Annotated in this window: 11 protein-coding genes; all 11 read left to right on the top strand. The window is 65.1% G+C overall.

Features of this window, described 5'->3' with window-relative positions:
- Positions 1 to 179 precede the first annotated feature (179 nt).
- A complete protein-coding gene (gene nuoG / locus BGN95_RS04425) occupies positions 180 to 2,180 on the top strand; it encodes an NADH-quinone oxidoreductase subunit NuoG (RefSeq protein ID WP_286771734.1) in 2,001 nt (666 codons plus the stop codon).
- Positions 2,177 to 2,455 carry a hypothetical protein gene (locus BGN95_RS04430; RefSeq protein ID WP_179511342.1) on the top strand — a complete coding sequence of 93 codons (279 nt, stop codon included), beginning with the start codon at positions 2,177 to 2,179 and terminating at the stop codon, positions 2,453 to 2,455. The genes nuoG and BGN95_RS04430 overlap by 4 nt, the downstream gene beginning before the upstream one ends.
- Complete coding sequence (gene nuoH / locus BGN95_RS04435) at positions 2,452 to 3,501, top strand: NADH-quinone oxidoreductase subunit NuoH (protein WP_179511343.1); 1,050 nt, start codon at positions 2,452 to 2,454, stop codon at positions 3,499 to 3,501. The genes BGN95_RS04430 and nuoH overlap by 4 nt, the downstream gene beginning before the upstream one ends.
- A 2-nt stretch (positions 3,502 to 3,503) precedes the next feature.
- Entirely contained in the window at positions 3,504 to 3,989 is a 486-nt protein-coding gene (gene nuoI / locus BGN95_RS04440; RefSeq protein ID WP_179511344.1) for an NADH-quinone oxidoreductase subunit NuoI, read from the top strand.
- Positions 3,990 to 4,116: 127 nt separating this feature from the next.
- A complete protein-coding gene (locus BGN95_RS04445; RefSeq protein ID WP_179511345.1) occupies positions 4,117 to 4,728 on the top strand; it encodes an NADH-quinone oxidoreductase subunit J in 612 nt (203 codons plus the stop codon).
- Between the two features lie 8 nt (positions 4,729 to 4,736).
- Positions 4,737 to 5,039: an NADH-quinone oxidoreductase subunit NuoK gene (gene nuoK / locus BGN95_RS04450; RefSeq protein WP_179513603.1), complete on the top strand. Its 303-nt coding sequence runs from the start codon at positions 4,737 to 4,739 to the stop codon at positions 5,037 to 5,039.
- 3 nt (positions 5,040 to 5,042) lie between these two features.
- Positions 5,043 to 7,106: an NADH-quinone oxidoreductase subunit L gene (gene nuoL, locus BGN95_RS04455; protein ID WP_286771735.1), complete on the top strand. Its 2,064-nt coding sequence runs from the start codon at positions 5,043 to 5,045 to the stop codon at positions 7,104 to 7,106.
- A 10-nt stretch (positions 7,107 to 7,116) separates the two neighbouring features.
- Complete coding sequence (locus BGN95_RS04460) at positions 7,117 to 8,661, top strand: NADH-quinone oxidoreductase subunit M (protein ID WP_286771736.1); 1,545 nt, start codon at positions 7,117 to 7,119, stop codon at positions 8,659 to 8,661.
- A complete protein-coding gene (nuoN, locus tag BGN95_RS04465; RefSeq protein WP_286771737.1) occupies positions 8,661 to 10,121 on the top strand; it encodes an NADH-quinone oxidoreductase subunit NuoN in 1,461 nt (486 codons plus the stop codon). The genes BGN95_RS04460 and nuoN overlap by 1 nt, the downstream gene beginning before the upstream one ends.
- A 5-nt stretch (positions 10,122 to 10,126) precedes the next feature.
- On the top strand, positions 10,127 to 10,822 hold the full coding sequence (locus BGN95_RS04470) for a biotin--[acetyl-CoA-carboxylase] ligase (protein ID WP_286771740.1): 696 nt from the start codon (positions 10,127 to 10,129) through the stop codon (positions 10,820 to 10,822).
- Positions 10,823 to 10,837: 15 nt separating this feature from the next.
- A partial coding sequence (locus BGN95_RS04475; protein WP_286771738.1) for a type III pantothenate kinase occupies positions 10,838 to 11,509 on the top strand: 672 nt, incomplete at its 3' end.

Below are 11,509 nucleotides of genomic sequence, written 5' to 3' on the forward strand. Positions count from 1 at the left end.
TCCCCTTGCAGGAGGCGGCGGAGTGATTTCGTGGAGCTTCTCGCTGAGCTGCTCGGTTGGCTATGGCCTTCCGGTGAGGAACGCCAGCGCCGCTGGGAGCGGGTTGGTATTGTCTTGGGGCTCTGCTTCCTTCTCGTCGGCCTTGCGGTCGTTGTCATATTCTCAGTGCGAGGCAGCTAATGCCTAAGGTCAAGGTCGACGGCGTAGAGATCGAGGTGCCCGCGGGCGCCACCGTGCTGCAGGCGTGTGAGCTTGCCGGCAAGGAGATCCCGCGCTTCTGCTATCATGAGCGGCTCTCGATCGCCGGCAATTGCCGCATGTGCCTCGTCGAGGTGAAGCCGGGGCCGCCCAAGCCGCAGGCGTCGTGCGCGCTGCCGGCGGCGGACAATCAGGAAATCTTCACCAACACCCCGATGGTGAAGAACGCCCGCGAGGGCGTGATGGAATTCCTGCTGATCAACCACCCGCTCGATTGCCCGATCTGCGATCAGGGCGGCGAGTGCGACCTGCAGGACCAGTCGGTCGCCTACGGCCGCGGCACTTCGCGCTTCGAGGAAAACAAGCGCGCGGTGACCGAGAAGTACATGGGGCCGATCGTCAAGACGGTGATGACGCGCTGCATCCAGTGCACGCGCTGCATCCGCTTTGCCGAGGAAGTCGCCGGGGTCGAGGAAATCGGCGCGATCTATCGCGGCGAGAATATGCAGATCACCTCCTATCTGGAGGAAGCGGTGACCAGCGAGCTTTCGGGCAATGTGGTCGATCTGTGCCCGGTCGGCGCGCTGACCTCCAAGCCCTATGCCTTCGAGGCGCGGCCGTGGGAGCTCAAGAAGACGCTGACCATCGATGTGATGGACGCCGTCGGCACCAACATCCGCCTCGACAGCCGCGGCCGCCAGGTGCTGCGCTGCGTTCCGCGCATCAACGAGGACGTCAACGAGGAGTGGGCGACCGACAAGACGCGTCACGCGGTCGACGGGCTCGTCCGTCGCCGGCTCGATCGCCCGTTCGTGCGGCGTGACGGCAAGCTCGTCGAGGCGACCTGGGACGAAGCGTTCGCGGCAATCGCGGACGTCGCGAAGACCGTCGGCGACAGCGTGGCGGTGGTCTCGGGCGATCTCGCCGATTGCGAAACGCTGTTCGCGGGCAAGGCGCTCGCCAAGGCGTTCGGCTCGTCGCTGCTCGAAGGGCGGCAGACCGGGATGGACTATGACACGTCCAGCCTCGCCGCGGTCAATTTCAACAGCACGATCGCCGGGGTCGAGACCGCCGACGTGATCCTGCTGGTCGGCACCAACCTGCGCTGGGAAGCCGCGCTGGTGAACACCCGCATCCGCAAGGCGATCAAGAAGGGTGCCAAGGTCTTCGCGGTCGGCCCCGAAACCGATCTGACCTATAAAGTCGAATGGCTCGGCGCGGATCTGGCGGTGCTCGGCAATCTGCCGGCGGCGGTGACCGATGCCTTCGCCAAGGCGCAGCGCCCGATGATGATCGTCGGCGGCGCGGCGATGAAGGGCGCGCAGGGCGCGACGCTGGCGCTGGTCGACACGCTCGGGCTGATCAAGGACGGGTGGAACGGCTATAACGTCCTCCACTTCTCGGCGAGCCGGATGGGCGGGCTGATGCTCGGCTATGCGCAAAAGGGCGGGATCGCCGACCTTCACGCGGCGAAGCTGGTCTTCTTCCTCGGCGCCGACGAGTGCGATTTCACCAGGTTCGGCGGGTTCAAGGTCTATATCGGCCACCACGGCGATGCCGGCGCGCATCATGCCGATGTCGTGCTGCCGGGCGCGAGCTATGCCGAGAAATCGGGCACCTGGGTCAATCTCGAAGGGCGCGTCCAGCGCGGCGAGCGCGCGGTGTTCCCGCCGGGCGACGCGCGCGAGGATTGGACGATCCTGCGCGCTCTGTCCGAGAAGCTCGGCAAGACGCTGCCGTTCGACACGCTCGAGGAATTGCGCGCGGCGATGGCGGTCGATTGCCCCGATCTCGCGACGCTCGGGCTGGCGAAATTCGCGTGGAACCCGCCGGCGCTCGCCGCCAAGGCGGAGGGCGTGCTCGCGGGCTATCCGATCAAGGATTTCTACCTCACCAATGCGATCTGCCGCGCGTCTCCGACGATGCAGCGCTGCTCGGCCGAGCTGATCCACGGTGAGACCTTCGCGGAGGCGGCGGAGTGACCAGTTTCAACTTGCTGATGCATGTCATGCCACGCCTCATGGCGGCATTCGCAGTCATCTTTTATATTTCGTCCGTCGCGGTTTCGGTCGCCGCTCAGCAAGAAATCGCGCGGCTGGGCATGGAAACCGTACCGTTTTCGGCGAAATTCAGCGCGTTCGTGATTGTCTTTATCCAGCCGCTCACGTCTGTCGTGGCGTTTCTTTTCGGTGCAGGGCTGCTGTGGCGCCTTGATCAGATGATCGCCTCGAACCGCGGCGAAGGGGATCGTTCGTGACCGCCTTTTTCCAAAACTTCGTCGGCCTGCCCTATGAATGGGCGTGGTTCGTCGCCACGCTGGTCGGCATCCTCGTTATCGCATTGCCGCTGATGCTGGCGGTGGCGATGATCATCTATGCCGATCGCAAGATCTGGGCGGCGATGGCGCTGCGCCGCGGGCCGAACGTGGTTGGCCCGTTCGGGCTGCTCCAGTCGTTCGCGGACGGGCTCAAGGTGTTCCTCCAGGAAACCATCGTCCCGGCGGCGGCCAATCGCGGCCTCTTCATCCTCGCGCCGATCATCACCTTCACGGTGGCGCTGATCGTGTGGGCGGTGGTGCCGTTCCAGGTCGGGGTGGTGCTGGCCGACATCAACGTCGGGCTGCTCTACGTGCTCGCCGCCTCTTCGCTCGGCGTCTACGGGATCATCCTCGCGGGCTGGTCGTCCAACTCGAAATATCCCTTCTTCTCGGCGATCCGCGCCGCGGCGCAGATGGTCAGCTACGAAGTCGCGATCGGCTTCATCCTGATCTCGATCGTGCTGTGGGCTGGGACGTTCAACCTCAGCGGGATCGTCGAGGCGCAGCGCGGGGTGTTGGGGACGCCGATCAACGGCTTCTTCCTCAATCCCTTGCTGTTCCCGATGGCGGTGATGTTCCTGATCTCGTCGCTGGCCGAAACGCAGCGTGCGCCGTTCGACCTCACCGAAGCGGAGAGCGAGCTCGTCGCGGGCTATCAGACCGAATATTCGTCGATGAGCTTCGCGCTCTACTGGCTCGGCGAATATGCCAATGTGATCCTGATGTGCACGCTCAACGCCACCTTGTTCTGGGGCGGCTATCTGCCGCCGCTCGACTGGGCGCCGCTCTATGCCGTGCCGGGGATCATCTGGCTGTTCGCCAAGATCCTGTTCTTCTTCTTCGTGTTCAGCTGGGTGAAGGCGACTGTCCCGCGCTATCGCTATGACCAGCTGATGCGGCTGGGCTGGAAGGTGTTCCTGCCGGTCTCGCTGTTCTGGGTGTTCCTCGTTTCCGGCGTCCTGATGTGGACGCGGGTAGGGTTCTGACGATGGGTATCGCATCGACCGTCAAGGCCTTCACGCTCTGGGAGTTCGTGAAGGCGCACGCTTTGACCTTGAAGTATTTCTTCAAGCCCAAGGCGACGATCAACTATCCGTTCGAGCGCAATCCGGTGTCGCCGCGCTTCCGCGGCGAACATGCGCTGCGCCGCTATCCCAACGGCGAGGAACGGTGCATCGCGTGCAAATTGTGCGAGGCGATCTGCCCCGCGCAGGCGATCACGATCGAGGCCGAACCGCGCGACGACGGCAGCCGCCGCACGACGCGCTACGACATCGATATGACCAAGTGCATCTATTGCGGCCTGTGCCAGGAGGCATGCCCGGTCGATGCGATCGTCGAGGGGCCGAATTACGAATTCGCCACCGAGACGCGCGAGGAACTGATCTACGACAAGGCGAAGCTGCTCGACAACGGCGACCGGTGGGAACGCGCGATCGCGGCCAACCTTGCCGCCGATGCGGCGTATCGATAATGCGCGCGCACCGTCGATTTTTCGCCGTTCGCCCTGAGCTTGTCGAAGGGCTGTACTTTTCTTCCTTAGTAAGGGCAGGGCTTCGACAGGCTCAGCCCGAACGGTCTCTCGGGGGGCTCGTCGAGGCATGATACAGGCCTTCGCCTTCTATTTGTTCGCGATCGTCGTGCTGCTTTCGGGCGCGATGACGATCTCGTCGCGCAACCCGGTGCATTCGGTGCTGTGGCTGATCCTCGCGTTCTTCAACGCCGCCGGGCTGATGGTGCTGGTGGGGGCGGAGTTCATCGCGATGCTGCTCGTCATCGTCTATGTCGGCGCGGTCGCGGTGCTGTTCCTGTTCGTCGTCATGATGCTCGACATCGACTTCGCGGAGATGCGGGCGGGCTTCGTGCGCTATGCCGCGCTCGGGCTCGCGCTGGCGGTGGCTCTGGTGTGCGAGATCTTCATCGGCATCGGCGCGTGGAGCGCGGGCGGGATCGATCTCGCGCGGCGCGCCGCCCCGGTCGATCCGGCGATCCCCAACATCCAGGCGATCGGCAATCTGCTCTACACGCGCTATCTGTTCGTGTTCGAGGGCGCGGGGTTGGTGCTGCTGGTGGCGATGATCGGCGCGATCGTGCTGACCCACCGCGAGCGCAAGGGCGTCCGCGGGCAGAATATCGCGCGTCAGGTCGCTCGCCGGCCTGAGGAAGCAACACGCAACATGCGGCCCGAAGTGGGCCAGGGGGTGCAGCTGTGAACGGCGCAATCGGCCTGATCCACTATCTCGTCGTCGCGGCGATCCTGTTCACGATGGGCGTCTTGGGGATTTTCCTCAACCGCAAGAACATCATCGTCATCCTGATGGCGATCGAGCTGATCCTGCTCGCGGTGAACATCAACCTCGTCGCCTTTTCGGCAGCGCTCAACGATCTGGTCGGGCAGGTGTTCGCGATGTTCGTGCTGACCGTGGCGGCGGGCGAGGCCGCGATCGGCCTTGCCATTCTCGTCATCTTCTTCCGTGGCCGCGGCTCGATCTCGGTCGATGATCCCAGCCGGATGAAGGGATAAATCGTGATCTCTATCCTGTTCATCGTTTTCCTGCCGCTGGTTGCGGCGGCGGTCGCCGGGCTGGGCAATCGCGCACTCGGCAATACGGTCGCCAAGTCGCTGACGACGGGCGCGCTGTTCGTCTCGTGCGCCTTGTCGTGGCCGATCTTCATCGGCTTCATGACCGGCTCGCTGAGCGAGAGCGTCACCCCGGTGCTGCACTTCATCACCTCGGGCACGATGGATGTGAGCTGGGCGCTGCGCGTCGATGCGCTCACCTCGGTGATGCTGGTCGTCATCACCAGCGTCTCCGCGCTCGTCCATCTGTATAGCTGGGGCTATATGGCGGAGGACCCGGATCAGCCGCGCTTCTTCGCCTATCTGTCGCTGTTCACCTTCGCGATGCTGATGCTGGTGACCGCGGACAATCTGATCCAGATGTTCTTCGGCTGGGAAGGCGTCGGCCTCGCGAGCTATCTGCTGATCGGTTTCTGGTTCAAGAAGCCGAGCGCCAATGCCGCGGCGATCAAGGCGTTCGTCGTCAACCGCGTCGGCGATCTCGGCTTCATGCTGGGCATTTTCGGCACCTATCTGGTGTTCGATACCGTCTCGATCCCGGCGATCCTGCATGCGGCGCCGGGCATGGCGGGGGCGACGATCGGGTTCCTCGGCTATCGCTTCGACACGATGACGGTGCTGTGCCTGCTGCTGTTCGTCGGCGCGATGGGCAAGTCGGCGCAGCTCGGCCTCCACACCTGGCTCCCCGACGCGATGGAAGGCCCGACCCCGGTCAGCGCGCTGATCCACGCGGCGACGATGGTCACCGCCGGTGTGTTCATGGTCTGCCGCCTGTCGCCGATGTTCGAAACCTCGCCGACCGCGCTGCATGTCGTGACGATCGTCGGCGCCGCGACCTGCTTCTTCGCCGCGACGATTGGTACGACGCAGAACGATATCAAGCGCGTGATCGCTTATTCGACCTGCTCGCAGCTCGGCTATATGTTCTTCGCCGCGGGCGTCGGCGCCTATGGCGCGGCGATGTTCCACCTGTTCACGCACGCTTTCTTCAAGGCGCTGCTGTTTCTCGGTGCCGGCTCGGTGATCCACGCGATGCACCACGAGCAGGACATGCGCTATTACGGCGGCCTCAGGAAGCATATCCCGATCACCTTCTGGGCGATGCTGCTCGGCACGCTGGCGATCACCGGGGTCGGCATCTATGGCGTCGGCGGCTTCGCCGGCTACCATTCGAAGGACGCGATCATCGAGGCATCGTGGGCGGCCAAGCAAACGGGCGCATTCTGGGCCGGGGTGATCGCGGCGCTGCTCACCAGCTTCTATTCGTGGCGGCTGATGTTCCTCACCTTCTGGGGCAAGCCGCGCTGGGCCCAGTCCGAGCATATCCAGCACGCGGTGCACGATGCGCACGGCCACGGCCACGCGCACGATCATCCGGCGGACGAGCATACCGCGCCCGAAGCGCACGCGCACGACGCGGGCGCACACGAACTGGCGACCGGCACCGCGGGCTATCACCCGCACGAGAGCCCGCTCAACATGCTGATCCCGCTGATCGTGCTGTCGACGGGGGCGGTGCTTGCCGGCTTCGTGTTCCACGGCTGGTTCATCGAGCCGACCGCGGGCGAAGGCTTCTGGCGCGGGTCGATCGCCTTCAACGAGCATCTGATGCACGAGATGCACGGCGTGCCGGTGTGGGTGAAGCTCGCCGCGACGGTCGTGATGCTGCTCGGCTTTGCCGGCGCGGTGCTCGCCTATCTCGTGCGGACTGACATCCCGGCGCGGTTCACCGCGACTTTCGAGGTGTTGTACGATTTCGTGTACAACAAATGGTATTTCGACGAGCTGTACAACCTGCTGTTCGTTCGCCCCGCTTTCGCGATCGGCCGCTTCCTGTGGCACAAGGGCGATGAGGGGACGATCGACCGCTTCGGGCCGAACGGCTGGGCATGGGTGGTGCAGCAGGGCAGCCGCGTTACGGCGCGCGTCCAGACGGGGTATGTTTACACTTATGCGTTCGTCATGCTGATCGGGCTTACCGCCGCGGTCACCTGGGTCATCGCGGGTTGAGGTGGGGCAGATGAACGGCTTTCCGATCCTCTCCGTCATGTTGCTGGTGCCCGCGCTTGCTGCGGTCGCCTGCCTGTTCCTGGGCGCCAGCCAGGCGCGCTGGCTCGCGCTGGGCGCAACATTGGTCAACCTCGCGCTCGGCGCCCTGCTGTGGCTCAATTTCGATATCGGCGGCGCGCAATGGCAGTTCGTCGAGCATCATGAGCATGTCTTCGGCCTGTTCGGCTGGTCGCTCGGCATCGACGGCTTCGCGCTGCTGCTGATCGAGCTCTCGGTGTTCCTGATGCCGATCTGCATCGGCGCCTCGTGGGAGGCGATCGAGAAGCGCGTCCCGGAATATATGAGCCTGTTCCTGTTCACCGAAGTGCTGATGATCGGCACCTTCGCGGCGCAGGATCTGTTCCTGTTCTACATCTTCTTCGAAGCCGGCCTGATCCCGATGTATCTGATCATCGGCATCTGGGGCGGGGCGAACCGCATCTACGCGTCGTACAAGTTCTTCCTGTACACGCTGCACGGCTCGGTCGTGATGTTCATCGCGATGCTCTATATGAGCATCGTCGCGGGGACGCCCTCGATCCCGGCGCTGATGGCCTATGATTTCCCGCCGCATGTGCAGACCTGGCTGTGGCTGGCGTTCTTCGCCTCGTTCGCGGTGAAGATGCCGATGTGGCCGGTCCACACCTGGCTTCCCGACGCGCACGTGCAGGCGCCGACCGCCGGGTCGGTGATCCTGGCGGGCGTGTTGTTGAAGCTCGGCGGATACGGCTTCCTGCGCTTCTCGCTGCCGATGTTCCCGGAGGCTTCGGCGCAGCTCACCTGGCTGGTTTTCGCGCTCTCGGCGGTGGCGGTGATCTACACCAGCCTCGTCGCGCTGGTGCAGTCGGACATGAAGAAGCTGATCGCCTACAGCTCGGTCGCGCATATGGCGATCGTTACGATCGGCCTGTTCGCGTTCAACACCCAGGGCATCGAGGGCGCGATGATGGTCATGCTCGGGCATGGCCTCGTCTCGGGCGCGTTGTTCCTGTGCGTCGGCGTGATCTACGACCGGCTGCACACCCGCGAGATTTCGCGCTACGGTGGCCTCGCGATCAACATGCCGCGTTATGCCGCATTGTTCATGCTGTTCACGATGGCTTCGGTCGGGTTGCCCGGCACGAGCAACTTCGTCGGCGAATTGCTGAGCCTGATGGGTACCTATCAGGTGTCGACCACGATCACCTTGCTGTGCACCACCGGCATCATCCTCGGCGCAGCCTATATGCTGTACCTCTATCGCCGCGTCGTGTTCGGCGAACTCAAGTCGGATGACGTGCGCGCGATGCCCGATCTGTCGTCGCGTGAAATGTGGCTGCTCGCGCCGATCGCCGCGGTGGTGCTGTGGATGGGCGTCTATCCGGAAAGCTTCCTCGCGCCGATGCGCAAGGATACCCAGACGTTGCTCGCTCGCATCGACCGCGCCAAGCCGGCGGGTGACTCGCTGCCGACCAAGGGAACCGGTATCGTCCCGGCCGCCCATGCCGAAACCGCCGCGCACGGGGAGGCGCACTGATGAACTACGCCGCTCAACTTGCGATGACGCTGCCCGAGGTGGTGCTGTCGCTGGGCGCGCTCGCGCTGATGCTGGTTGCCGCCTGGAGCGGCCCGAACGCGACCCGCGCCATTTCCTGGGCCGCGGTCGCGGTGCTCGCCGGCGCGTGCGTCGCGCTGGTCGGGCCGGCCACTTCGGGTGGCAGCGCGTTCGACGGCATGTATCGCGCCGACGCCTTCGCCGGCTTCGCCAAGACATTGATCTATGTCGCCGCGGCGGTCGCGATCCTGCTCGCGCCGGGCTTCTTCCAGCGCACCGCCGGGGACGATCTGCGCCCCGAATATCCGGTGCTGATCCTGCTTTCGGCGGTCGGCATGGGGATCATGGTCTCTGCCGCCGATCTGCTGACGCTCTATGTCGGGCTCGAACTGCAGAGCCTCGCCGCTTATGTGCTGGCGAGCTTCATGCGCCGCGACGCGCGGTCGGCCGAGGCGGGGCTGAAATATTTCGTGCTCGGCGCGTTGGCGAGCGGCATCCTGCTCTACGGCATCAGCCTGGTCTATGGCTTCACCGGCTCGACGCTGTTCGACGAGATCGCGGGGGCCTATGCCGCCGCGCCGCTCGCCGGCAGCACCAAGTCGCTGGGGCTGATGTTCGGGCTGGTGTTCGTCTTTGCGGGCCTCGCGTTCAAGATCTCGGCCGTGCCGTTCCACATGTGGACCCCGGACGTGTATGAGGGTGCACCGACCCCGGTGACCGCCTTCTTCGCGACTGCGCCCAAGGTGGCGGCGGTCGGCCTCGCGCTGCGCGTCGCGATCACCGCGATGGGGCCGGCGGCGGAGCAGTGGCGCCAGATCGTGATCTTTGCTGCGCTCGCCTCGATCCTGCTCGGTGCGGTGGCGGCGATCGGGCAGCAGAACATCAAGCGACTGCTCGCTTATTCGTCGATCAACAACGTCGGCTTCGCGCTGATCGGGCTTGCTGCGGGCACGCCCGAGGGCGTCGCCGCGGTGCTGACCTATATGGCGATCTATATCGCGATGACGCTCGGCTCGTTCCTCGTCGTGCTGCAGATGCGCGATACGGACGGGCAGCCGATCGAGACGATCGCCTCGCTCTCGGGCCTTTCGCGGACGCGGCCGGCGCTGGCGTTCGGGCTTGCTGTGTTCATGTTCAGCCTCGCGGGCATCCCGCCGCTGTTCGGCTTCTATGCGAAGTTTGCGGTGTTCTACGCCGCGGTGCAGGCGGGGCTGTTCCCGCTCGCGGTGTTCGGTATCGCTTTCAGCGTGATCGGCGCTTATTATTACCTGCGCGTCGTCAAGACGATGTACTTCGACGAGCCGGCGGGTGAATATGGCCCCGGTGACCGGCTGGAGGGCGGGCTGATCGTGGCGACTGCGGCGATCGTCTCGCCGCTCGGCTATCTTGCGATCCCGCTGCTCACCGCCTGGACGATGGCGGCGGCAAAGGCGCTGTTCTGACCCGCATCCTTACCGTCGCGGAGACGGGATCGACCAATGCCGATCTCCTCGACCTCGCCGCCGGCGGGGCCGAGGACGGCATCTGGCTCCGCGCCGAGCGCCAGCTCAGCGGGCGCGGGCGGCAGGGCAGGGCGTGGGACTCGCCCGCCGGCAACCTTTACGCCAGCCATCTCGTCCGCCTCCGCGCGGGCGATCCCCCGGCCGCCTCGCTCGCGCTGGTTGCGGCGGTGGCGCTGGAGGAAGTGATCGCGCGGCTGGTGTCGCGCGGCACGATGCTCAAATGGCCCAATGATCTGCTGATTGGCGGCACCAAGATCTCCGGCATCCTGCTCGAACGCGTCGGTGATGCCGTGGTGATCGGCATCGGGGTCAATGTCGCGCATTGCCCCGATCTGCCCGACCGCGCCGCGACCAGCCTCGCCGAACAGGGCGCGGCGATCACCCCGGCCGAACTGCTCGAACGACTGGCGGCGATGGTCGACGCGTGGCTGAGCATCTGGCGCGGGCAGGGGCTGGCGCCGATCGTTGCGCGCTGGATCGAGCGGGCGCATCCGGCGGGCACGCCGCTTCGCGCCCGGCTTGCCGACGGCACCAGCCTCGACGGCACATTCGAGACGCTCGCGCCCGACGGTGCGCTCGTCCTGCGCTTGGCGGACGGCACGACCCGTGCCATCCACGCGGGCGACGTTTTCCTGGTTTAAAAGGGGGAGAGGATCATGCTGCTGGCGGTCGATGCCGGAAACACCAATGTCGTTTTCGCTTTGGTCGACGGGCGCACGATCAAGGCGCGCTGGCGCATCGCCACCGATCCGCGCCGCACGGCGGATGAATATGCGGTGTGGCTCAATCAGTTGCTGATGCTGGAGGGGTTCGATCGGTCGCAGGTCGATGGCGTGGCGATCTCCACGGTCGTGCCGCGCGCGCTCCATAATCTGGAGGTGCTGGCGACCAAATATTTCGGCCGCGACGCGTTGATCGCCGGGCGTCCGCCGCTCGAATGGGGCATCGCGATCGATGTCGACGAGCCGAGCTCGCTCGGCGCCGACCGCGCGGTCAACACGATCGCGGCGCACGCGCTGCACGAGGGCGATCTGATCGTAATCGATTTCGGCACCGCCACCACCTTCGACCACTCGGATTATACCGGGGCATACAAGGGCGGGATCATCGCGCCGGGCATCAACCTGTCGCTGGACGCGCTTGTCAACAACGCCGCCAAGCTGCCGCGCATCGCGATCGAGGCGCCGGGCGGCAATTTGAGCGTGATCGGGCGCAACACCGTCGATCAGATGAACATCGGCATCTATTGGGGCTATATCGCGATGATCGAGGGGCTCGTCGCGCGGATGAAGGCCGAGGTGGGGCGCCCGGTGAAGGTGATCGCCACC

The organism is Sphingomonas sp. 66-10 (assembly GCF_001897045.1).
Classification (GTDB): Bacteria; Pseudomonadota; Alphaproteobacteria; order Sphingomonadales; family Sphingomonadaceae; genus Sphingomonas; species Sphingomonas lycopersici.

Coding starts and splice junctions, on each gene's coding strand:
- nuoG (WP_286771734.1), top strand. CDS start 180: ATGCCTAAGGTCAAGGTCGACGGCGTAGAGATCGAGGTGCCCGCGGGC.
- nuoI (WP_179511344.1), top strand. CDS start 3,504: ATGGGTATCGCATCGACCGTCAAGGCCTTCACGCTCTGGGAGTTCGTG.
- BGN95_RS04460 (WP_286771736.1), top strand. CDS start 7,117: ATGAACGGCTTTCCGATCCTCTCCGTCATGTTGCTGGTGCCCGCGCTT.
- BGN95_RS04445 (WP_179511345.1), top strand. CDS start 4,117: ATGATACAGGCCTTCGCCTTCTATTTGTTCGCGATCGTCGTGCTGCTT.
- nuoN (WP_286771737.1), top strand. CDS start 8,661: ATGAACTACGCCGCTCAACTTGCGATGACGCTGCCCGAGGTGGTGCTG.